General features: G+C 71.0%; 20 protein-coding genes and 1 pseudogene. 10 read left to right on the top strand and 11 right to left on the bottom strand.

Annotated features, from left to right (window positions below):
* Positions 1-32: 32 nt before the first annotated feature.
* Positions 33-734 (bottom strand): (2Fe-2S)-binding protein, encoded by a 702-nt coding sequence (locus ACGFW5_RS06470; RefSeq protein ID WP_393833045.1) that lies wholly within the window; start codon positions 732-734, stop codon positions 33-35.
* Positions 735-1,126: 392 nt separating this feature from the next.
* Between ACGFW5_RS06470 and ACGFW5_RS06465 the strand changes: the two genes are divergently transcribed.
* Complete coding sequence (locus tag ACGFW5_RS06465; RefSeq protein ID WP_393833044.1) at positions 1,127-2,086, top strand: DMT family transporter; 960 nt, start codon at positions 1,127-1,129, stop codon at positions 2,084-2,086.
* Here ACGFW5_RS06465 and ACGFW5_RS06460 read toward each other — a convergent pair.
* Positions 2,056-3,291, bottom strand: a complete 1,236-nt coding sequence (locus ACGFW5_RS06460) for a transglycosylase family protein (RefSeq protein ID WP_393833043.1) — start codon at positions 3,289-3,291, stop codon at positions 2,056-2,058. The two genes, ACGFW5_RS06465 and ACGFW5_RS06460, sit on opposite strands and share 31 nt — an antisense overlap.
* Positions 3,292-3,523: 232 nt before the next feature.
* Here ACGFW5_RS06460 and gndA point away from each other — a divergent pair, with 232 nt between their 5' ends.
* On the top strand, positions 3,524-4,966 hold the full coding sequence (gene gndA, locus ACGFW5_RS06455) for an NADP-dependent phosphogluconate dehydrogenase (protein ID WP_393833042.1): 1,443 nt from the start codon (positions 3,524-3,526) through the stop codon (positions 4,964-4,966).
* A gap of 530 nt (positions 4,967-5,496) precedes the next feature.
* Here the strand turns inward: gndA and ACGFW5_RS06450 are convergent.
* Entirely contained in the window at positions 5,497-6,138 is a 642-nt protein-coding gene (locus tag ACGFW5_RS06450; RefSeq protein WP_393833041.1) for an aspartate/glutamate racemase family protein, read from the bottom strand.
* Between the two features lie 151 nt (positions 6,139-6,289).
* Positions 6,290-6,721, bottom strand: coding sequence for an aspartate 1-decarboxylase (panD, locus tag ACGFW5_RS06445; RefSeq protein ID WP_393833040.1), 432 nt, complete (start codon positions 6,719-6,721; stop codon positions 6,290-6,292).
* Between the two features lie 445 nt (positions 6,722-7,166).
* On the opposite strand from panD, the pseudogene ACGFW5_RS06440 reads away from it, so the two are divergent.
* The 6 genes and pseudogenes from ACGFW5_RS06440 to ACGFW5_RS06415 all read left to right on the top strand — a co-directional run.
* A pseudogene (locus tag ACGFW5_RS06440) lies at positions 7,167-7,369 on the top strand (hypothetical protein); the annotation flags it as partial.
* Between the two features lie 178 nt (positions 7,370-7,547).
* Positions 7,548-9,173 (top strand): SpoIIE family protein phosphatase, encoded by a 1,626-nt coding sequence (locus tag ACGFW5_RS06435; RefSeq protein ID WP_393833039.1) that lies wholly within the window; start codon positions 7,548-7,550, stop codon positions 9,171-9,173.
* Between the two features lie 261 nt (positions 9,174-9,434).
* Positions 9,435-9,863, top strand: a complete 429-nt coding sequence (locus ACGFW5_RS06430) for a hypothetical protein (protein ID WP_393833038.1) — start codon at positions 9,435-9,437, stop codon at positions 9,861-9,863.
* Between the two features lie 1,866 nt (positions 9,864-11,729).
* Positions 11,730-12,239 carry a hypothetical protein gene (locus tag ACGFW5_RS06425; RefSeq protein ID WP_393833037.1) on the top strand — a complete coding sequence of 170 codons (510 nt, stop codon included), beginning with the start codon at positions 11,730-11,732 and terminating at the stop codon, positions 12,237-12,239.
* A 193-nt stretch (positions 12,240-12,432) separates the two neighbouring features.
* Complete coding sequence (locus ACGFW5_RS06420) at positions 12,433-13,053, top strand: hypothetical protein (RefSeq protein ID WP_393833036.1); 621 nt, start codon at positions 12,433-12,435, stop codon at positions 13,051-13,053.
* 225 nt (positions 13,054-13,278) lie between these two features.
* On the top strand, positions 13,279-14,538 hold the full coding sequence (locus ACGFW5_RS06415) for a PASTA domain-containing protein (RefSeq protein ID WP_393833035.1): 1,260 nt from the start codon (positions 13,279-13,281) through the stop codon (positions 14,536-14,538).
* Between the two features lie 121 nt (positions 14,539-14,659).
* Here ACGFW5_RS06415 and ACGFW5_RS06410 read toward each other — a convergent pair whose 3' ends face one another.
* From ACGFW5_RS06410 to ACGFW5_RS06390, 5 genes are all read right to left on the bottom strand, one after another.
* A complete protein-coding gene (locus ACGFW5_RS06410; RefSeq protein ID WP_393833034.1) occupies positions 14,660-14,845 on the bottom strand; it encodes a DUF397 domain-containing protein in 186 nt (61 codons plus the stop codon).
* Entirely contained in the window at positions 14,842-15,693 is an 852-nt protein-coding gene (locus ACGFW5_RS06405) for a helix-turn-helix domain-containing protein (RefSeq protein ID WP_393833033.1), read from the bottom strand. The genes ACGFW5_RS06410 and ACGFW5_RS06405 overlap by 4 nt, the downstream gene beginning before the upstream one ends.
* Positions 15,694-15,819: 126 nt before the next feature.
* A complete protein-coding gene (locus ACGFW5_RS06400; RefSeq protein WP_393833032.1) occupies positions 15,820-16,350 on the bottom strand; it encodes a DoxX family protein in 531 nt (176 codons plus the stop codon).
* Positions 16,351-16,564: 214 nt separating this feature from the next.
* Entirely contained in the window at positions 16,565-17,497 is a 933-nt protein-coding gene (locus ACGFW5_RS06395; protein WP_393833031.1) for a M56 family metallopeptidase, read from the bottom strand.
* Complete coding sequence (locus ACGFW5_RS06390) at positions 17,494-17,889, bottom strand: BlaI/MecI/CopY family transcriptional regulator (RefSeq protein WP_393833030.1); 396 nt, start codon at positions 17,887-17,889, stop codon at positions 17,494-17,496. Before ACGFW5_RS06390 ends, ACGFW5_RS06395 begins: the two co-directional genes overlap by 4 nt.
* 122 nt (positions 17,890-18,011) lie before the next feature.
* On the opposite strand from ACGFW5_RS06390, the gene ACGFW5_RS06385 reads away from it, so the two are divergent.
* Both ACGFW5_RS06385 and ACGFW5_RS06380 read left to right on the top strand, forming a co-directional pair.
* Positions 18,012-18,686, top strand: coding sequence for a DedA family protein (locus ACGFW5_RS06385; RefSeq protein ID WP_393833029.1), 675 nt, complete (start codon positions 18,012-18,014; stop codon positions 18,684-18,686).
* 124 nt (positions 18,687-18,810) lie between these two features.
* On the top strand, positions 18,811-19,536 hold the full coding sequence (locus tag ACGFW5_RS06380; RefSeq protein ID WP_393833028.1) for a phosphatase PAP2 family protein: 726 nt from the start codon (positions 18,811-18,813) through the stop codon (positions 19,534-19,536).
* A gap of 131 nt (positions 19,537-19,667) precedes the next feature.
* Here ACGFW5_RS06380 and ACGFW5_RS06375 read toward each other — a convergent pair whose 3' ends face one another.
* Positions 19,668-19,868 (bottom strand): hypothetical protein, encoded by a 201-nt coding sequence (locus ACGFW5_RS06375; RefSeq protein WP_393833027.1) that lies wholly within the window; start codon positions 19,866-19,868, stop codon positions 19,668-19,670.
* A 335-nt stretch (positions 19,869-20,203) separates the two neighbouring features.
* Positions 20,204-21,439: a hypothetical protein gene (locus tag ACGFW5_RS06370; RefSeq protein ID WP_393833026.1), complete on the bottom strand. Its 1,236-nt coding sequence runs from the start codon at positions 21,437-21,439 to the stop codon at positions 20,204-20,206.
* Between the last annotated feature and the right edge of the window lie 107 nt (positions 21,440-21,546).

Here is a 21,546-nt window from a genome sequence, read left to right as displayed (position 1 = left end):
GTCACGGCGCCGGGCGCAGGTCGCGGCGCCGCTTACCGGGGTGGGCGGTCGAAGACGCAGTCCCCGCACAGCCCGCCGCCGGGGCAGCGGTAGTAGAGGCAGCAGCTGCGCCTGCGGAACGCCGGGCCCGCCAGCAGGACGCCGGTGCCGGCCAGGTCGGGGTGCGCGAACAGCTCGGTGCCCAGTTCCAGGGCCCGCTCCCCCAGCTCGGGACGGCTCTCGCGCCGCGCCCAGCCGTGGAGTTCGCGTACCGCGCCGGCCAGGGCGGACCCGGCGTTGCCGCGCAGCAGCCCGGCGGACACGGCGGTGTCGCGGCGGAACGCCTCGGCGAGCGGGGTGAGGTGAGCGGCCAGGACGGTCTCCAGGATGGCTTGCGCGGTGGCCTCACGGTCCTCCCCGACGCCGGGCGCGAGGAGCAGATCGTCCGGCGAGGTACGCGCACCGTCCCAGTACAGCCGGTCCGGCGCGAGGTCCGGCAGGACACCGTGGAGAACAGCCGGCCCCAGGGCGATCGACCACAGCCGGGCGGCGAGGCCCAGATGCGCGATGGACGCCGCCACACGGCGCTCGGGTGTACGCAGCCGGGCCGCGACCGTGTCGACGCGTGCGGCCAGCGGCGCCGTCTCCCCCGCGTACAGGGCAGCGAGTGGGACATGGGGGCGGACTCCATGAGCGGTCCGCAGGGCGAAGAAACCCCCGACCGACGACACCTCCGCCAATTCCTCCGGACTCAACCCGCCCGCCCCTTCTTCCTCCGCATACGAACACCCCCAGTATTCGGGCGGCGTCCGGCCGGGCGCGCACCCGGGGGCCGCTCCCCGGCCGCATCCCCCATCAGGGGCCCGTACGTACCACCGTGCATGGCAGTACGTGCCACTGTGGCACGAGTGCGATGCGAGCGGTTCCGGGGCCGTGGACAGGGAGGTTCCGCGGCGGCGCGCCCGCTCACGCCCGCGCACGGAAGGTGATCTTCCGATCCCCTTGACGTCCATTTTGAGCTGCGGTTTTACTGAAAGTCCGATATCTGGGACCCCTTGGGTCGTACGTCCCTACTCCTCCTGGAGTACGGCGCATTCTGTGCTCAGGGACGACGACACGGGGTCCGCGACGAGACATCGTGGGAGCCATGAGCGCCCTAGTCCTGGCCGTGCTGCTGTCCCTGGTCTCCGCCGTCGCGTATGCGGCGGCGGCGATCATTCAGGAGCGCGTCGCCGCGTCCGCCCCGGGCAGCGCGTACGCTCCCGTGCGCCGCCCGGCGTGGTGGGGCTCGGTCACCCTCAACGGGCTCGGCGCGACCCTGCACGTCGCGGCCCTGGCGTTCGGGCCGCTGACCCTGGTGCAGCCGATGGGCGCGCTCACCATCGTCTTCGCGCTGCCGATGTCGGCGGCCTTCATCCGCCGACGGGCCGGGACCGCCGCCTGGCGCGGGGCCGTGATGGCGACGGCCGGCCTGGCCGGTCTGCTCGCGCTGACCAACGGCGCGGACGCCGAAACGCTCGCCATGGGGTCGCGCCTGGTGCTGGCCGGCGTCGGATTCGGAGCGGTGGCGACGCTGTTCCTGGCGTCCAAGGCCCTGCACAGGGCCGCCACCCGCGGCGTCGTGCTCGCCGCCGCGGCCGGCGCCGCGTTCGGACTCGCCTCGGTGTTCACCAAGTCCGTCGCCGAGGACTGGCAGTCGGGGCTCCCGCTGCGGGAGCTGCCCCTCCTGTTCGCGATAGCCGGGTTCGCGGGCGCGGGGCTGCTGCTCTCCCAGGCGTCCTATCGCGGCGCCGGTCTCGCCGCGCCGCTGGCGACGGTCACCGTCGTCAACCCGGTGGTGGCCGCGGCCATCGGTCTGACCCTGTTCGGCGAATCCTTCCGGTACGGGACCGCGGGCACCGCCATCGCGCTCGGATTCGGCGTCGTGGCCGCGGGCGGGCTGATCCTGCTCACCACGGAACGGCTCGGCGTCGCCGGGCGGCACGACAAACCGGTCATGAACTCCCACGACACCCCGGTCATGGCCTCGGGTGCACACCCGGCGCCCGGATCGGAGCGCCGGGGGGACAGCCCGGATCAGACCGCCACGCCGCCCGCCCTGAGGTAGGCCAGGGGGTCCACGTCGGAGCCGTAGGCGGGTCCGGTCCTCACCTCGAAGTGCAGATGCGGCCCGGTCGCATTGCCCGTCGCGCCCGAACGACCGATCCGCTGGCCGGTGTTGACCCGCTGGCCCGCCTTCACGGTGAGCGCCGAGAGATGTGCGTACTGGCTGTACCGGCCGTCGGGGTGGTGGATCACCACCTGGTATCCGTACGACCCGCCCCAGCCCGCCTCGACGACCGTGCCCGAGGTGACCGCCTTGACGGAGGTGCCGGTGGAGACGGGGAAGTCGACGCCGGTGTGGTAGCCGCTCGCCCAGGACGCACCGGCCTTGCGGTACGGCGTGCTGGGGTGCGCGTCGACCGGCGCGGTGAAGTCGGCGGACCTGGCGGACTTGGCGGGTGCCTTCGCCACGGGCTTGGCGGCGGGCGCCTTGGCTGCGGGCGGCTTGGCCGTGGGCTTTGCGGCCGGGGCCTTCGGCGCGCTTCGGGGCGGGGTCGTCGGCTTCGCCGAGGTGCCGCCGGGCAGCGTCAGGTGCTGGCCGGGCCGGATGAGGTCCGGGTCCGCGCCGACGACCGTGCGGTTCTCGGCGTACAGATGCGGCCAGCCGCCCTGGACGCGTGCGCGCTCGGCGATCAGGGACAGCGAGTCGCCGTGCACCACGGTGTACGACTCCCGGAGGCCCGGCACCTTGGTGGGGCTCGCCTGCTCGGCCTTCTTCGCGGCGGCCGGCTTGACGGCGGCATGCCCGGCGGCGGACGGCTTGGCCGGGGCCGCCGTCTGCTTGATCTCGGTACGGTGCTGCGTCGTTGTCGTCAGGTGCGGGGCCGATCCGCCCCGGCTGAGCCCCGCCTCGGCCGAACAGACCGGCCAGGCGCCGGGCCCCTGCCCCTTGAGCACCTTCTCGGCGATCGCGATCTGCTGGTCGCGGCCGGCGAGGTCCGCGCGCGGCGCGTACTGGCGGCCCCCGTACGCCTCCCAGGTGGACTGGGTGAACTGAAGCCCGCCGTAGAAGCCGTTGCCCGTGTTGATGTGCCAGTTGCCGGTCGACTCGCAGGCCGCGACCTTGTTCCACACATCGATGGACGCGGCGTCCGCGGTGCCCGCCCCCATCAGCGGAAGGGCGATGCCCACACCGCCAGCCGTGACCGTCAGGGAAGCCTGGTTGATCCGGCTCGGCTGATACCGGCGGTGCCGGCCGCGTAAGGCCATGAGTCCCCCTCGAAGGCATCAAGAGCCGCCAAAATAGGGGCTGGGAACTGGCCATGACAAGGGGTCGGACAAGCGGAGGGCAGCCTTCCTGCGAGGCGGGATGTCCGGCGCCCGTGTCGGGAAACGAAGCCGTGCCGCCTGACGTGGTGCGTTACGTAGGGTGGGCGGCGACCGTGCGCGCCGTGACGCTCGCTCGTGGCGCCGCGAACCCCGAGGATCCAGGAGCACACGCATGAGTGGAACAGCCCAGATCGGCGTCACCGGACTCGCGGTCATGGGCCGCAACCTCGCCCGTAACTTCGCGCGCAACGGTTTCACGGTCGCCGTGCACAACCGGACGGCGGCCAAGACCCATGCGCTGGTCGAGGAGTTCGGCGACGAGGGCAGCTTCGTGGCGGCCGAGTCACCCGAGGAGTTCGTCGCCGCCCTTGAGCGCCCGCGCCGCCTCGTGATCATGGTTAAGGCGGGCGAGCCGACGGACGCGGTGATCCAGGAGTTCGCGCCGCTCCTGGAGGAGGGCGACGTCTTCATCGACGGCGGCAACGCCCACTTCGAGGACACCCGCAGGCGCGAGCGCGAACTGCGCGAGCGCGGCATCCACTTCGTCGGCGTCGGCATCTCCGGCGGCGAGGAGGGCGCGCTGCACGGGCCCAGCATCATGCCGGGCGGCTCGGCCGAGTCGTACGCATCGCTCGGCCCGCTCCTTGAGCGCATCGCGGCGAAGGCCCCGGACGGCACCCCGTGTGTCACGCATGTGGGCCCGGACGGCGCGGGCCACTTCGTGAAGATGGTCCACAACGGCATCGAGTATGCCGACATGCAGCTCATCGCGGAGGCGTACCACCTGCTGCGTACGGTCGCGGGCTACTCCCCCGAGAAGATCGCCGAGACGTTCCGGGGCTGGAACACCGGCCGGCTCGACTCCTATCTGATCGAGATCACAGCCGAGGTGCTTGCCCATGTCGACGCGGCGACCGGCAAGCCGTTCATCGACGTGGTCCAGGACCGTGCCGAGCAGAAGGGCACCGGACGCTGGACGGTGCAGATCGCGCTCGACCTGGGTGTCCCGGTGTCGGGCATCGCCGAGGCCGTGTTCGCCCGCTCCCTCTCGGGCCACGCCGAACTGCGCGAGGCCGCCCGCTCGTTGACCGGCCCCACGGCCGACCCGCTCGGCGAGTCGGAGGCCGCGGCCTTCGCCGACCAGGTCGAGCAGGCGCTGTACGCCTCCAAGATCGTGTCGTACACGCAGGGCTTCCACCAGATCCGGGCGGGCAGCGACACCTACGACTGGGACGTCGACCCGGGCACGGTGGCGGCGATCTGGCGCGCGGGCTGCATCATCCGTGCCGCGTTCCTCGACCGGATCCGGAGCGCCTACGACGCCGAGCCCGGCCTGCCGAGCCTGCTCTCGGACAAGCGGTTCGCGGACGAGATCGGGGCGGCGCAGGACGACTGGCGCGCGGTGATCGTGGCGGCGGCCCGCCAGGGCGTACCGGTGCCCGGCTTCTCGGCGGCGCTCGCCTACTACGACGCGCTGCGCGCCGAACGCCTCCCGGCGGCGCTCACGCAGGGCCAGCGCGACTTCTTCGGCGCGCACACCTACCGTCGCACCGACCGGGAGGGCTCGTTCCACACGCTGTGGGGCGGCGACCGGTCCGAGGAAAGCGCCGGCTGACCGACGGCTTCCCGGCCCGGCCGCCGGGCCCCGTCAGCCCGCGGGCTCGGGCTGCGGCGGGCCCGGTACGGGATCGGGGCCAGGGGGCTGCGGCACGGGGTCGGGCAGATCCGGGTCCGGGTCGGGTCGCGGCGGCTGCGGGTCGGGCCCCGGGCTCGGCGGCACGGGATCAGGCCCGGGCCCGGGCCTCGGCGGCACGGGATCGGGCCCAGGGCCGGGTCCAGGGCCGGGGAGCGGGCCCGGTTCGGGGTCGGGCAGCGGGGTGGGCCACGGCTGGGTGGGCTCCGGGTGCGGCACGGTCATGATCGGCCTCCTCAGGGTCTGAGTTCAGCTTCACCCGCCCGCCTGCCCGACGCCCGCCGGTTCAACCCGTCCGGGTCAGGTCACGGGGTGCACGGCTTGGGCCGGGTGGTGCGGCACGGGGGCCGATCCGGCCACGGTCGAGGCGTACGGACCCGGCGCGCTCCACCCGACCGGCTCAACCCAGCACGGTGGAGGTGTACGGACCCGGCGCGCTCCACCCGGCCGGCTCAGCCCAGCACGGTGGCTGCCGCCGCCCGCAGCCCGAGGCGGGGGCTGGCCAGGACGGGGACGCCGATCGTCGTCCGTGCCGCGGCGGGCGCCATCGAGGCCTGGGCCAGGACGACGACATCGACATCGACATCCGCCAGCGCGTCCACCGTCCGGGCGATCTCCGCGTGGTACGCGTCCGTGTCGCCCGACGCGAAGTGCGGCCAGGCGTGCTCGGCCAGGACCTCGATGAGGTCGAGCGGCCGGGCACCTGCCTCTTCGCGGATCAGCGCGGCCGTGGGTTCCAGGGTGGACGCGACGGCGGCCACGACGGCGACCCGACGGCCCTGCGCGACGGCGGCCGCGGCCATCGGCCGGTCGACCCTGAGCACCCGGACCCCCAGCGAGGCCGAGGCCGCTTCGGCGACGGCGCCGATGGTGGAGCAGGTGCACAGCACCGCGTCCGCGCCTTGCGCCACCGCTTCGGCGAGGACGGCCCGGACAGCCCCGGTTACCGCCTCGGGCCCCGACTCCCTTGCGCGGTCGAGTAGTTGCTCGTGCACGAGGTGGTGCAGTTCGAGATCCGCGGCGTCCTCGTCGCGCAGGGCGTCGAAGACCGGCACGTGGACCGGCGAGGTGTGCAGCAGGGCGAGCGTGGTCACGGGAGCTCCTGGCACGTTCGACCCGCACGCGAGCGGCGCGTCACTGGAGCGGGCGTCACTGGAGCGCCTCCAGCACACCTCTGGGGCGATCGTCTCGCAGCTCTGCCATGGCAGGGAGTCCTTTCCGATGCGGGCCGGGGCGCGGCCGGGTTCAGCCCTGGGGGGCGGGAACGCGGGCGTGCGGGCTGCGCCGCTGGTCGCTTCCGGGGACGGGCGCCGACGCGTCGGTGCCGAGCTCCACGATCCGGTTCGCTCCGTCCACGTGCACCACGCTCGGCTTGAGTGCGCGCGCCTCGGCGTCGTCGACCTGCGCGTAGCTGATGAGGATCACCAGGTCACCGGGGTGCACGAGGTGCGCGGCGGCGCCGTTGATGCCGATGACCCCGGAGCCGCGCTCGCCCTCGATGACGTACGTCTCCAGGCGGTTGCCGTTGTCGATGTCGACGATGTGGACCAGCTCGCCGGGCAGCAGGTCGGCGGCATCCATCAGGTCGGCGTCCACGGTGACCGAGCCCACGTAGTGCAGGTCGGCCTGGGTCACGGTGGCACGGTGGATCTTGGATTTGAACATGGTACGCATCATTGGAGCACTCCCACACGTAGGCTCCCTGCCTGCGTTTTTGCAGGTCAAGGGCTGTTTCGACACCCTACAACGAGTCGCAGGTCCGGGCAGCTGTCCCCGGGTTTTCCAGGACTCATGCTGACCGCTCGCCGACTTTCCTGATGCATCGTCAGGGAGATGCGGGAGAGCCCTCAGGCCCTCCCGGGCCTCGCCGCGACGACTGCACAAGCCTACGCAGTGCCCCCCGAAGAGGGCCCGTGATCACCGTCACTTCGGCGACCTGGGCAGCGGTCAGGAACGAAGGCGGTCGACGGGGCCCGGGGGGGTGCGCGTCGGCAGGGTGATCCCGGCCCAGGCCGCTCCGTTCCGCCTCGGCGTCGAGCCCGTCCTTGTGGACACTTCTGAGGTCGCGGCGATGCTCAATATGTCCACGAGCTGGGTCTACAGGGAGGCATCGAGACTTCGCCAGCACCTGATGGAGCACCATCACCGGCTGCTGCGCGACCTCGGCGCCACCGACGCAGCCCATCGCCAGACCATGGTCCCTGGGCAGTCCTGGTGGCAGGCGTACGGACCTCCACACAGACACCGCCCATGCCGTCCGGGAGGCGAGCCGTCTTCGTCACCCTCAAAGAAGGCTCCGGCCTCATCGACCTCGCCTTCTTCGACGGCGTCGGTTGCGCCAAGGGACGAACGCCACGGCGCGGGGCCGTTTCTGCAGAAGGCGGGCAGCCTCGTAGCCTTGTGGAGAGGGTCGGAAACCTATTCGAGGCCTTGGGCCGAGTGATTCGAGGACGGTTCTGTGGTCGGTGATCAAGGCGCTGGGGTCCGGGCGGATCTGCAATCGATGCAGGTGTCCTTCCCCTACGCGGGCGTCTACGTGGTGGACGACCACGGCTGCATCGTGGCTGTCAACGCCCGCACGGAGGGCATGCTGCGACGTAGCCGGCAGGAACTCGCGGGCTTGGACCAGCAGGAGCTGATACGCGGCAAGGACGGGGGGACCGTGCCGGCCGCACAGAGCGCGTTGATGCATGCCCTGCTGTCCGGTCGCCCGTCGCAGGGTGCCCTGACGTGGTTCGAGCGCGGTGACGGCACCATGATCGCCGTGTCGTGGACGACGTTGCCGTGCGCCTGGGGCCAGGATCAGACCGGGATGATCGTGATCTTCAATGAGACTGCCCCGCCGGCCCCCGGTGCCGCGGCCGAGCCGTTGAGCGAGCTGGAACGGCTGGCGCTGCTGGCGGAGACCACCTCAACACTCACCTCCACCCTCAACGAGGCCGAATGCGTGGAACGGCTGATCGACCTTGTCGTCCCTCGCCTGGCCGACTGGGCGATCATCGACCTGACCAACGACCAGGGCGAGGTCTGGCGTACCGCCGTGGCCCATCACCAGGACGGGCGCCTGGCGCGCCGCGAGGACCTGGAGGGCCCGATGCCCGCCGCCTCGCCCGACTCGCAGATGCCACTGTCGCGAGCCCTGCGCGGGGTTGCCGCCTCCCTCGCCGACTTCACGGTGTACCAGGGGGAAGCCGACTCCGGCATCACGGTGATCCAGCAGGAACTGTTCGCGACGGCCGGCATTCGCTCCGCCGCCATCGCGCCCATCCGCGGACCACGCGAGGTCCTGGGCGCGATGACGCTGGGCCGCACCGCTCCCGGCAACGCCTTCACCACCCCAGAGCTGACCCTGCTGGAGGACATCACCCGCCGGGCCGGACTGGCGCTGTCCAACTCCCGCCTGTACCAGCGCCAGCGGCACATCGCCGAGACCATGCAGCGCCACCTGCTGCCACAGTTGCCGCACGTACCCGGACTGCAGATGGCCGCCCGCTACCTCCCCGCGCCCGACGCCTCACAAGTCGGCGGCGACTGGTACGACGCCTTTCCACTCTCGGACGGCGCGACCGCACTGGCCATCGGCGACGTCGTGGGCCACGACATCGACGCCGCCGCCGGCATGGCCCAGGTCCGCAACATGCTCCGCGCCCTGGCCTGGTCCCACCACGAACATCCGGCAGCCGTCATCAACCGCCTGGACGAGGCCCTGCACCGCATCTCCAGCGTCACCATGGCCACCCTGGTCCTGGCTCGCCTGCACCAGGACCCCGAACAGGGCTGGACACTGCGCTGGAGCAACGCCGGCCACCCCCCGCCGCTGCTGGTCACCCAGGACGGCAAGAGCCACTACCTGGACAGCGGCCCTGTCCTGCTGCTCGGCACCAGCTCGTCCTTCCGCCACAAGGACAACACCTGCACCCTGCCGGCCGGGGCCACTCTGCTGTTCTACACCGACGGTCTGATCGAATCGCATACCAACGGCGTGGACGCGGGTATGGCCCGCCTGCGTCGCCACGCAGCAGCACTCGCAACCCGCACCGTGGAGTCCTTCTGCGATCTTCTCCTGGAGCGTGTCCGCCCCGACGACAACGACGACGATGTCGCCCTCTTGGCCGTGCGCGTCCCGTAGCACTGGCCACCGCTCGCCTGGACGGCAGGTCGATCGCGCTGGAGCGCCGGCTCGACCGCATCACCCACGCCGTACGGCGGTCGGCTGGTTCGCGGCTGGTGTGCGAGCCATGACTCCAGGGCCGCCCCTCGACGTTCAGGTCAGTTGGCGCGATGTGCGTTATTGACCGTCGATATACCCGACCAGAGACTTTGCTTGTCGGAACACGGTCATTTCTTTGCCGTGTTGAATCTTGACTCGCCCGAGAAACGGAGAACTGCTGTGCACCGTCTTGGCACTGTCGCGCTGCGCTGCACCCTCGCACTCGGAGTCACCGCCGGGTTCCTGGCTGCCACGGAAACGAACGCCTTTGCACAGGGCTGCGGGAACCTCAAACCCGGGAGCCATTTCTGTGACGTCACGTACACACCCAACGGATGGATCGCGATCTACACCGAACTCCACTCCGACCACCACGAGTATGCCCACTGGAAGATCATCGGCGACACCTGGCAAGAGGTGTGGTTCGACCGGTCCACGAACCATGATGCCGGGTGGGATCCGTACGTGAACAAAACCCAGATTCTTCCCGGTGACTCCGGCGTCCAGGACTCGGCCTCCTTCAACGCCCCCATCTACGACGGCGCGCCCTGGCAGGCCCGAGCCTGTACCTGGACCCATGGAACGAACTACTGCACCAAGTGGCACTAGGGGGTGTCTGGTGGATCATGGCCGGGGGTGCGGCGCCTGGCACGGCACCTCGCGGCGTTGCCGAAACGCCCCGATAGCTCCGCTATCACGACGTTCCGGCGCCTTGCGATGCACCGCACCAGGCGCCGCACCCTGACCGACCCTGATCCACCAGACACCCCCTAGCCGCTTGAGTCGGTGACACCTCGGCTGTGCCGGCGAGGTTGTGGAGGAGCTGGTCCGGGCTCGTGCAACACGTAGGCCGTGGGTCGGTTCCAGTCTTCGCGCCAGGCCTGGATGCCGTGTCGTTCAGCCATACATGAGGGAGCACGAACGAAGAGCCCCGGGCCGTATGGCCCGGGGCTCCGTCCTGGCCCCAGTGACCCACGAGGTCGATCTGGAGCCACTGTGGTTCCTCACCGGGGAGCTCAAGACCCGTACGACCCGGTGCCGCCGGAATCGGGTACCTCGGCATCAGCTTGCCTTCCAACCTCTGAGCGCTCGTGACGACGTCAGGAACCTGGGTTGCGTTGCTCGGCTTGAGCCTTGCGGACTTCGCCGAGGTGTCTCGCCTGCCGCCGCGTCAGCAACTCATCGATTGGTTCAAGAACCCGATCCCAGGCGCGGTCCGCTTCTGGGGACTTACTGCGAGTCCGTGCATAGCTCTGAGCTGCGGTGATCGCGTCGTCATAGAGGGCGTGATCCGTTGGGAGGGCAGTCGAGCGCTCGCGTCGCAGCCACGCAATCAGCCACGGTATGTCCCTGGCCCAGCTCGGGTTCGCCAAGGAACGCACGCGCAGATATCCCAGTTGGTCCCACCATCGGCGGCTGTGCCATTTACGCGAGTCTGCCGGTGGCAGGCCCGGCGGTAGATCCTTCACCGGCCCATCCTGCCTGGTGGTGACGCCCGAGCGTACGGATTTCTTCGTTCAGCAGTTCGGCGGGGTTTGGTGCCGACCTTGTGATGGAGGGCGGCGCGAGCGCAACTGCCGGCTGTGGCGTACCGGCCACGTCTGGGCCCAGCCGGAGCGGCACCAGCACGGCGCCGGTTGCGGGCACCCGCCCTGGCGGGGTACGGCAATGGACGACAGCCGCGTTCCCGGCGGTGCTCTGCAACCAGGCCACAACCCGGCCCAGCTCCCCGCAGCAGGTACTGGCCGACAAGCTCCGGCGCTGCGGACGGGGAGGCAGAATCAGAGCAATGCGGCCATAGGTCATCCGGCACAAGAGCCCTGGTCACGTCCGGTCACGTCCAAGATCATGTCGGACGAAGACCCTTGATGAACTCGGTGGTGCCGTCGACCAGGCTGATCCGCAACAGCTGACGGTGACGTAACCCGCGCGGGCCGTACACGCGCATGGCCTTGTCGGCCTGGCAGGCCTGCTTCTCAAGGCCCGTGCCGGCCCGCCGCGCCCGGCGCAGGGCGCCGACCCTGGACGGTGTTCCTGTCGATCACGCACCTCGCCGTACTGACCGAGCACATCAACCGGTTCGGCGTGTACTCCGCTCACGAACCGGGGATCGCCCAGAGGACCACGACACCCGTACGTCGACTTCAGCACGCTGGAGGACAGACCCGTCGACGTCCTGCAATCAGACGGCGTCCGAAACTCCGTCACCGCGCCCTCCTACAACTGCACTTGCGGGTGCTGCTGCCCGACCAGTTCGTCTCTGCCGGGCTTTTGGGTCTCCACGGGCTCCGAGTGAAACCTTGATCACACCTCACCTGAATAACACTCCGGCCGGGAGCGGTTCTTTTTCTGGCCGACGGAGCTGCGGAGCGTCGGCTTTTTCGGGATAGTCGAAGCAGCGGAAGCCGCCTGTACCTACGCCAGGCGGGATGCTGAACGTGCTCCGCGCCACGAGAGAGACGACAGGGGGAAGTTGTGGCCCAACGGCTGGAGTCGGTCGAGGTGAGGGATGTCTTCGAGTGGGAGGCGCTCGCGCTTTTCTTGGAGGAGCGGGGCGGCAGACTCCGGGAAGCCGAGCCGCCACAGTCCTACCCCCAGCGCATCTCCTACTGGCGAACGGGCAGGGGGTGGCGCCCCAGGTGGGCAGGGCTCGCCAGGCGGCAAGCGCTTCTCCTGCGCGAGCGCGCCGAGGAACTAAGGCAACGCGACCGCACAGAGCGACAACGGCAGCGGGCGGAAAAGACACCGGAAGAGATCGCCGCGCATCAGAGGGCGATGGACGCGGCGTTCGCCCGTGCGGCCGGCATCAACAATGAGGCTCGCATCAACCGCCTCGACTCATTGAGGATGGAGAAGCCGGCGCGTACGGATGAGCAAGAAACCGAAGACGGGCCGTGGGCGCGGGTAGCGCGCGACCGGGAGCGCATGAGGGAGTCCCCCTACGAAACACGAAGGCGCCATTTAGGCAGCGGCGGCAGCAATTGATGACAGCCAGGGCCGAGAAGTTGCCTTTCGGCTTCGTCGGCTCGTAGATCGACTGCGCAGACCCTTCGTACGTTGATGCGAAGGGGTACTCCTCGCACTCCAGGCGCTCTAACGGTCGACCTCCGCCGTGAGGCGGAACGGTTCTGACCGCAGGGCTGATTCCTCGGTGCGCCCGCTCCGCAACGCTGGAGCCATGCCACCGAGGATCTTTCACACGCCCCCGCCCGTCAGCGACACCGAACGGCCGGTGCCCCGCTGGGCGATGCGTCTGGCCTACGCGCTTCCGCTGCTTCTGCTCCCGTCGTGCCTGTGGCGGCTGCCCTTCGCCGCCCATTTCGCCATGGGCCAGGCGCACGACGGGGGCATGCCGCCCTATGGGGTGAGCATTCCTTACGTGCTCGGGCTCAGCGTGTTGTCGGAAGTGACCGCGATCTTGGGCATCGGGCTTGTCCGGGGGTGGGGCGAGGTCGCGCCCGCCTGGATCCCGGTCATCGGCGGCAGACGCATCCGGCCGCTGGCGGCCGTCGTGCCCGCCCTCGTCGGCGGGCTGATCCTCACGTTCCTGTTCACCGACGTCCCGCTCGGCGGGCGCCGCCGGCTCACCCCGTACGGCATCATCGAAACCGTCGAATACACCAACAACGCCTGGCAGACGCTCGCGACGGTGTGCATCGCGCCGACCGCCGTATGGGGGCCCATCATCATCGCCCTCGCCATCGCCTACTACCGCCGCCGGACCCGCACCGCGTCGCCGGACGGCCACCCGGGGCGGTCGAGCCGTCGGTACACGACACGCACCGGCGGAACGTCCTGACCCGTGCCGAGGGGCACGACCTCGGCGTACGAAGGTTCGGATGTTCGGGCAGCTGTGCCCATGTGTCCTTGTGGCGGGGCCCGTCGGGCCCTTCGGCCACTTCCCTTCCGGAACTCGTGCAACCTTTTGCGCATACGGATCGTCACCCTCTGCATGCACCACGCTCCCGGCACCAGCTGATGCGGCGTAGGTCAACCCGTTCCTGTCAGAGGAGCCTGAGCGCCAGTGAACCCTTACAACACCCCGGCCGCGCCCCCGCCTTGGTGGAAGACCACTCCCGCCGTGCTCGGCATCCTGGCCCTGGTGGCCCTGGTCGGCGCGTTCAGTTTCGGATTCGGCTTCCTCGTCATGGTCGCCGCCATGGTGGCCGTGTGGATGCTGCCGCGATGGCGCTGGTTCGCCAAACTCGGGGCAACGTTCGGCGCGTTCGCGCTTCTGGCGGTCGGCGCGGGGCTGGGCGGACAGCTCGACAGCGCACCGCACAAGACGGACGCCAAGGCGCAGGTCAAGGGCGGCGACCACGCCAAGGCCACGGCGTCCCCGGTCCTCGCGCAGGCTCTCAAGGCCGCCGACTACACCACCAAGCCACTCGACGAGGCGGAGAAGCTGGCGCGCTCCGCCGGATTCACCCCGGCTCACCACGATGCTGCCGAGGACCACCGCGCGGTCGCCGGGCCGTCCGGGTGGACGGTGTGCTTCCAGAAGGCCGACGCCACGGCGAAGACCATCGACTTCGCGGCCGTCAAGAGCGGCGAACCCTGCCCCGCGCAGGACGGCGGCCCGCTCCCGTGGCCGACGATGCCGAACGTGGTCGGCGCCACGTACAACGCAGCCACCAAGGATCTGAAGGACGCCGGCATCGACCTCGATGCCGTCAGGCTCGACGACGTCTACCTCGACGTCGACTCCCCCACCGCCCAGCAGGCCGCCGAGGACGGCGAGGAATGGCACGTGTGCTTCCAGGCTCCGGCCGAGCGCACCAAGGTCACGTCCACCACATCGGTCACTCTCGACCTGGGCCGGTGGACCGAATCCGACCTCGTCACGGGCTGCCCGAAGGCGAAGAACACGACCTACAAGATCCCGGCCAACGATCCCGCCCACAAGAAGGACGATGGCGGCTCCACCGGTAACGGTGGTTCCTCGGGCGGCAGTTCCTCGTCCTCGACCGGCGGTTCGAGGTCCACGTCCGGGGGCTCGTCGTCCTCGTCCGGCGGTTCGCGGTCGACGTCCGGGGGCTCGTCGTCCACGTCCGGCGGTTCCTCGTCCTCGTCCGGGGGCTCTTCGTCCTCGACCGGCGGCAGTTCGTCCTCGTCCGGCGGTTCCACGTCCACATCCGGGGGTTCCGGCGGAGGCGGCAGCGTCGGAACGGTGCATCCCGGTTCGTTCTGTGCTCCGGCAGGCGCGACCGGTGTCACCACGGCGGGGACCCCGATGGTCTGCGGACCCGGCTCCGACGGACGCAACCGGTGGCACGCCGCCTGACGCGCTGACGCGGTACGCGTCAACGCCCCCTGGACCGCGGTCGGGTGGGGGTTCCGGTCGGAGCCCCCACCCGAGTCCGGCTGGAAGCCGGGCTGCCCTACGCCCTAATTCCGCCTACACCTCAGCCGTGCGACGCGTACCGCACGAACCGCGTCCACCCGTCACGCCCCATGGTGAAGTGAGGGCATGTCAGATCCTTCGAGTCCCTTACGTGGACGGCCCGTTCGGTGACGGCGACCTCTACGCAATCGTCGCCCTGGCTGCCGCTGTAGCTGGACTTGAACCAGGCGAGTTCCGTCGTGCTCATAGCTCTCCTCGCAGTCTCTCCAACAGACCCCGCGAGTCTTCGGGGTTCAGGGCCTGCGACCGCAGTCTGTCATAGCGCTGCTGAAGGAGACTTACCTCCTTCACGTCGCCGATCAAGCGCCCGTTCTGCTGCCCTTCGGAGTACGCGAAACGCCGCCCCTCCCCCGATTCCAGTAACCGCACCGGCCCGTCCAGGCACGCATGCAACCCCGCCTCCAGAGGCACGATTTGCAGCGTCACGTTGCGCGGTGCGCTGTGTTCCAGCACGTGGTCGAGCATCGTCCGCATCTGCTCCACGCCCGCGAACCTGCGCCGGAACACGTACTCCTCGACGATGAAGCTGAACGGCACGACCGGCCGCTCGTACAGCATCCGCTGCCGCTCCATGCGGACGGCGAGCAAGGTCTCAAGCTCCTCGTCCGTGATCACCGGAATCGTGCCTTCGAAGACCGTTCGCGCGTACTCCTGCGACTGCAACAGGCCCGGAACCAGCCTGCATTCGTACGTACACAGGCTCACCGCGACCTTCTCCAGCCGGGCCCACCGCCGGAACCAGGCCGCAAGGCCCGCCTCGCCCCGCGTGAGGTGCCTGGCCGCCTTGCGCAGTGCGCCCGTGTTCCCCAGCGCTTCCTCCGCCCGCTCAACGAACTGTTCGTCGGGCATCCGTCGCCCCAACTCGACCGATTCCACGGTGTGTTTCGAGAACCGTACGAGTGCCGCGAACTGGACACGGCTGAGCCCGGCGTGTTCGCGCAGGGCCTGGACAAAGGCGCCGAACGTCCGCAGGCTGTCCGACGGATCAGGCTCGCGCTCCCAGTCGCAAGCCGTCTCGTCGCTGCTGTCGGTCATACGCGGCCACCTCCAAGTGCCTTCGTCTCTGCGGGATTTCCGCGATCGACAGCACCCAGCGTGACGGAAAAACGGTCGTACGGTCCACGGAACGTGCCCGTACGCTGACGCAGCGTACGGATCGCCTCAGCCGAAGGGCTCTTCGTCCGGCTTGGCCTGCTCCTTCGCCCGGCGTCCGACCACCGCCGCGGCAGCCACGGCGCTGCCGAGGAAGGCGAGGGCCACGGTCCAGGGCTGGTCGACCACGTGATCCGTGGCATGGTCCAGGGAGTAGCGGCCGGCCCCCGCGAGGCCGATCGCGGCGGCGGTGAAGCCGAGGAAGGCCGGGTATTCGAACCCGCCGCCCTGGGCGAAGAAGCCGGCCGGGGCGTGGACGGAGACCGCGCCCGCCATGGCGCCGGCCGCCGCCGCTCCCGCCGCCGGGGTGGCGAGGCCGAGGGCGAGCAGGGCGCCGCCGCCCATCTCGCCGAGACCGGCTGCGATCGCGCTCTGCTTGCCGGGGCGGAAGCCCATCTGCTCCATGGCGGCAGCGGTGCCGTCGAGCCCGCCGCCACCGAAGCAGCCGAAAAGTTTCTGGGCGCCGTGCGCCATCAGGACGGCGCCGGTGCCGGTCCGCAGCACGAGCAGGCCGAGGTCGCGTCGGCTGAGGCAGGTCATGGAGTCTCCCGGGGCGTGGGGCGATGGGCTCGGCCTTCAGTCTCGGGTGCGCGCGGAGCCGACCCTCACTGTTGCTGGGCCGTACGGGTCACGCGGGCCGGCACGGGCCGCCGGGGCAGGCGGCGGTGGCAGCGGAGACGGGGTTCCGAGGCCGATGCGGCGTCGGCCACGCGGACGCGGATGCGAGGGTCGGCCCCGACCGGCGAGGCGGGCGTCAGCGGCCGGTCTCGCCCTGGGCGATCTCGATTCCGCCGTGCAGATCCGCTGCGGCCTCGATCGCCGATGCCGCCGAGACGCACAGACAGCTCACCAGGACGGCGCCTATCAGCCGGGCGCCGCGCGAGCGGGCCGACCTGGCCGCGGGGTGGCGGTCGAGCAGGGCGGCGACACGGCGCGGCACCGGTCCCGCCGTCGCGGCGAGCGCCATGCGGGGGCGGGACGCGGCGGCACGGGACGCGAGGGCGGCGCGCCCGATCGCCCGCGCGGCGAGCCCGCGGTCGCCGACGGCCGCGGCGGCGTACTCGTCGGCGGACCGCTCAAGGGCGAAGGCAAGCGGCGCGCGCAGCGAACGCAGCGAGGGGTGGCAGTGCCCGGCGAGCTCGGCGGCGACCAGGAACAGGTGGTGGCGGCCGACGAGGTGGGCCCGCTCGTGGGCGAACAGGGCTTCGCGCTCGGCGGGTTGGAGCGCCCGGAGCATTCCGGTGGTGACGACGATGCGGCCGGGGCGGCCGGGCAGCGCGTAGGCGTCGGGATCGGGGTCCCTGAGCACGGCGAGCTCGGCCGTGGCCGAACCCAACTGGGCGCGCGCGAGGCGCAGTTCGGCAAGGTGACGGCGCACCGTACGGACCACGGCGGCCGCCGACAGGGCGACGAGTCCGGCCGCGGTGGCGGCCGCGGGGAGGGCGAGCCAGGCCGGGAGCGCGTCCAGCGGCGCGGTCAGGTGGCCGAGCGAGGCGACGAAGGGCAGCCGGAGCGCTCCGGCCAGCGCGATCAGACCCAGCGCCGCGGTCGAGCAGACGGCAAGGCCGGTCGCCGCGGTGGCGAGCAGCCAGCCGGCCGGCCGGGGCGGCAGGGCCTCGGCGAGCCGACGCGCCGCAGGGACCGCGAGGAACGGCACGAGGAGCGGGATCCACACCGAGAAGATCACCGCGGGTCACCTCCGGACTCATCGAGGAGGGAGCGCAGCAGCCGCTCGTCCTCGTCGCTGAGCTGGGAGACGAACCGGGCGAGGACGGTGGAGCGGTCCTCCTCCTTGGCCAGTTCGGTGTGCATCCGGCGGGCGGTGAGGCCCGGCGCGTCCTCCGTGGGGGTGTACGCGTAACCACGCCCGATACGGCGGCGGGTGAGCGCACCCTTGTCGTACAGGCGGGTCAGGATCGTGGTCACGGTGGTGCGGGCCAGGCCGCCGCCGAGCTCCGCCTGGACCTCGCCGGGAGTGAGCGGCGCACCGGCGGCCCAGAGCGCGGCGAGCACCCCGGCCTCCAGTTCGCCCGCGGGCCGTCGTGGCTCCCCGTGCCCGATACCGTCGCCGGCAGTCATGGGCCACTCCTCCCGCCTCGTTCGTCTACAGTTCTGTAGACCGCCTACATCACTGTAGTCAGCCGGGCCGTGCGCGTCTCTGGACGGGCGGCCCGACCACCATTATGGGAGGGCCCACTGACATGGCAGTCGTACCCCTGTTCGCAGCCTCGGCCCCGCAGGCCGTGAACGTCCTCGACGCGGGCTCGCTGCTGTCCGCATTCGGCGCCCTCGGCATCGCCGTGGTGCTCTTCGCCGAGACCGGTCTGCTCGTGGGCTTCCTGCTGCCGGGCGACTCCCTCCTGTTCACCGCCGGCCTGCTCAGCGTGCCCGGCGGCAACGGGCCCGTCTCACTGTCGCTGGGGCAGGTCCTGGTCTGCTCGGTGACCGGCGCCCTTGTGGGCGCCCAGGTGGGATACGTGATCGGCCGTCGCGGCGGGCGCGCCCTGCTGGCCCGCAGCAAATCCCGCAAACTGCACGAGGGCGCGGCCCGCGCCGAGGAGCTGCTGGCCAAGTACGGGCACGCGAAGGCGATCGTGCTGGCGCGCTTCGTGCCGATCGTCCGTACGGTGCTCAACCCCCTCGCGGGCGCCCTCGGCGTACCGGCCCGGGTCTTCGCGCTCTGGCAGATCGCGGGCGGACTCGTGTGGACCTGTGCGCTGGTGCTCGGCGGATACGCGCTCGGCTCGTCCGTGCCCAACGTGGACCGCTATCTGCTGCCGCTCGTGGCGGTGGTCGTGGCCGTGTCGCTCACCCCTGTCGCCCTGGAGGTGCTGCGCGCCCGTCGGGCGCGTGCGGCCACGGAGGAATCCCGCTGATGGACACCCACGGCGGGCCGCACGCCCTGACGCACGCCGGGCCCGCCGACCGCCTCGGCCGGCGGTGACCGCTCGATGACGACCGTCCGCGCACTCGACCGCCTCGGCCGGCGGTGACCGCTCGATGACAACTGTCCGGCGCACAGGCGCGGCGGCCTGCCTCCTGCTTGCGCTCCTCACCCTGCTCACCGTGGTCGTCGCCGTACGGCACGGAGCACCGCTGCCCGGCGACCGCGCCCTGCACCGCTGGCCCCTGGACCACCGTCCGCCGGTCGCCGTCGCCACCGCCCGCGCCATCACGGCCACCGGCACCGGCGTCGTGCCCTACGTCCTGGTCGTCGTCGCGGGCCTGATCGCCGGCCGCGGCGGCAAGGGGCGCCGGTACGCGGTGGCCGGGGCGCTCACGGTGCTCGCACTCGGCCAGGCGGTGCGGTACGCCCTGATGGCCACCGTCTCCCGGCCGCGCCCGGCCGCCGTCGACTGGGCGACGACCGCCTCGGGGTTCTCCTTCCCCTCGGGGCACACCGCCACGAGCGCCCTGACCGCCGGGCTGCTCGCCTGGGCGGTGCTGACCCGCTCGACCTCCTCGGCCGCCCGCCCCACCATCGCCGTGCTGTCCCTGTGGGCGGTGGCCGTCGGCCTCTCCCGGGTCTACCTGGGGGTGCACTGGGCGAGCGACGTGCTGGGCGGCTGGCTGTTCGCCTCGCTCTGGCTCTGCCTCGCGGCCCTGGCCACGGCGCGCGGTGCGCGGATCGTGGGCGGTCGCCCGGTCGATCCCTCACCCGGGCCCCCGGGTGCCCCGCTCCCGAACGGACCGCGGGACGGCGCGCCCCGCGATCAACTCCCTTGATGGACGGGCGCGTTCGTCGAAGGCCGCTCGACGCGTTCGCCGACGACGGCTCGACGCATTCGTCGAGGGCTGCTCGACGCGTTCGTCGAAGGCCGCTCGACGCGCCCCTCGAATCGAGGGTCCGTGCGCCTTCAGCAGGAGGCCATGCAGGCCCCGCAGTAGCGGTCGGCGTCGGTCAGCTCCGGGGGCACCCGGGTCGCCGCCTCGTGTCGTTCGAGGCTCCGGCCGCACAGCGTGGTGGGGTCCTGGTCGCTCATGACGTGCCACAGGAGAGCGTCCCGGTTCTCCGCGTCCAGCCCGTCGAGGACTGTTTCCGCTCGCATTTCGTGCATGGTGTGCTCCATCCGCCCCGGGCTGCGCCCGAACCGCTGCGCGCTTCGAGTCCCGAGGCCGCCGGTGTGCGCGGCCGCGCCACCCGGATGGCCGGGGGCACGCTTGCCTCCTTCGAGCAGACCCCGGGCCCGGCGTACCCGCCTCCCGGCACCACCCGGCGAGCCCCGCCGAATCGGGCGCGTCGCCCTCGACGGCGCCCATCGCCGCAGGGTGCGCCGGTCGGGCCGGAGCCGGGCAAAATGTGGAGCACGTCGCCCGGTCGAGTGAACTTTCCGGGGGTCGGCGACCACGCTCCCGCGTGTCGCCCTTGACCCGTCCCCGGTGCAGGCCGCGTTCAGGCCGCCTTGAAGTAGGCGTTCCAGCCGCCGGGCGGCGCCTGCCCCACTTCCAGGGCACGCAGCCGGTCGAGCACCTTCGGGTCCTGGACATCGAGCCAGTCCACGAACTGGCGGAACGACACGAGGCGTACGTCCCGCTTGCCCGCCATCGCCTTCAGGGCCTCCTCGACGGCGTCCATGTAGATGCCGCCGTTCCACTCCTCGAAGTGGTTGCCGATGTAGAAGGGCGCACGGTTGGTCTCGTAGGCGCGCTTGAAGCCCGCCAGGTACGCGGCGGTGGCCTGGGTCCGCCAGCCCAGATAGCGCGACGTCATGCCCTTGGTGCTGTTCTTCGACTGGTTGGCGAGGATGTTGTAGTCCATCGAAAGGACCTCGAAGGAGTGGCCGGGGAACGGGATGCCCTGGAGCGGCAGGTCCCATACGCCGTGGCGCTTCTCCGGCCACTTCTGGCGGCCCCCGGGTGACGAGGCGTCATAGCGCCAGCCGCGGTCCTTCGCCGTCGGCAGCAGGTTGTCCTGGCCCAGGAGACACGGCGTGCGGCCGCCGACGAGCTCCTTGTGGTAGTCGAACGGCAGCGGGTCCTCGTCGTTCCAGCCGGTGTTGGTGCGCCACTCGGTGACGAAGGAGACAGCCTGGTCGATCTCGCTGTTCCACTGGGCAGGGGTCCAGGCCGCGACCGATCCGGAGCCGCCGCAGAAGTGGCCGTTGAAGTGCGTGCCGATCTCGTGACCGTCCAGCCAGGCCTGCCCGGTGTACTTCAGCGTCTCCTTGAGGTGCGTGTTGGAGAGGTAGCCGATGTCGGAGGCGCCGACGGGGTTGTTCGGGGGGCGGTAGAGGCTCCTCTTCGACTCGGGGAGCAGATAGAGGCCGGAGAGGAAGAACGTCATCCCCGCGCCGTGATCCCTCGCCAGTTCGAGGAAGCGCGGGAAGAGCCCGTTGCCGACCTCGCCCGCGCCGTCCCAGGAGAAGATCACGAACTGCGGTGGGGTCTGGCCCGGTTCGAGCGGGACGGGCTTCTCGGGCTGGTTGGGCTGCTCGCCCGTGTCCGCCGTCGAACCGTCACCAATCCTCTTCACCTGCGCTTTCGCGGGTTTCCCCGGCCCCTGCCCCTGGCCCGGCCGGCCCGGTCGGCCGGCGTCCTCGTCCCCCAGCGAGCCGCACCCGGCGAGTCCCGCCGCGGCCACCACTCCAAGTCCCGCTCCCAGCAATCCCCTTCGGCTGATGTCTGACATTCCCGCTCCCGTCACTGATCCCACGGACTCCTGATGTGTAGACCGGACAGCGGTGAAATAACCCGATATGCATTCAAATTGAGCCGCACGCCGCGCCGCTCGAAGAC

The organism is Streptomyces sp. NPDC048416 (assembly GCF_043200435.1).
Classification (GTDB): domain Bacteria; phylum Actinomycetota; class Actinomycetes; order Streptomycetales; family Streptomycetaceae; genus Streptomyces.
This window is presented reverse-complemented; position numbering and strand designations above follow the sequence as displayed.

Coding starts and splice junctions, on each gene's coding strand:
- ACGFW5_RS06410 (WP_393833034.1), bottom strand. CDS start 14,845: ATGAGCACGACGGAACTCGCCTGGTTCAAGTCCAGCTACAGCGGCAGC.
- ACGFW5_RS06390 (WP_393833030.1), bottom strand. CDS start 17,889: ATGACTGCCGGCGACGGTATCGGGCACGGGGAGCCACGACGGCCCGCG.
- panD (WP_393833040.1), bottom strand. CDS start 6,721: ATGATGCGTACCATGTTCAAATCCAAGATCCACCGTGCCACCGTGACC.
- ACGFW5_RS06420 (WP_393833036.1), top strand. CDS start 12,433: ATGCCACCGAGGATCTTTCACACGCCCCCGCCCGTCAGCGACACCGAA.
- ACGFW5_RS06380 (WP_393833028.1), top strand. CDS start 18,811: ATGACAACTGTCCGGCGCACAGGCGCGGCGGCCTGCCTCCTGCTTGCG.
- ACGFW5_RS06385 (WP_393833029.1), top strand. CDS start 18,012: ATGGCAGTCGTACCCCTGTTCGCAGCCTCGGCCCCGCAGGCCGTGAAC.
- ACGFW5_RS06370 (WP_393833026.1), bottom strand. CDS start 21,439: ATGTCAGACATCAGCCGAAGGGGATTGCTGGGAGCGGGACTTGGAGTG.
- gndA (WP_393833042.1), top strand. CDS start 3,524: ATGAGTGGAACAGCCCAGATCGGCGTCACCGGACTCGCGGTCATGGGC.
- ACGFW5_RS06435 (WP_393833039.1), top strand. CDS start 7,548: ATGCAGGTGTCCTTCCCCTACGCGGGCGTCTACGTGGTGGACGACCAC.
- ACGFW5_RS06405 (WP_393833033.1), bottom strand. CDS start 15,693: ATGACCGACAGCAGCGACGAGACGGCTTGCGACTGGGAGCGCGAGCCT.
- ACGFW5_RS06400 (WP_393833032.1), bottom strand. CDS start 16,350: ATGACCTGCCTCAGCCGACGCGACCTCGGCCTGCTCGTGCTGCGGACC.
- ACGFW5_RS06460 (WP_393833043.1), bottom strand. CDS start 3,291: ATGGCCTTACGCGGCCGGCACCGCCGGTATCAGCCGAGCCGGATCAAC.
- ACGFW5_RS06375 (WP_393833027.1), bottom strand. CDS start 19,868: ATGCACGAAATGCGAGCGGAAACAGTCCTCGACGGGCTGGACGCGGAG.
- ACGFW5_RS06465 (WP_393833044.1), top strand. CDS start 1,127: ATGAGCGCCCTAGTCCTGGCCGTGCTGCTGTCCCTGGTCTCCGCCGTC.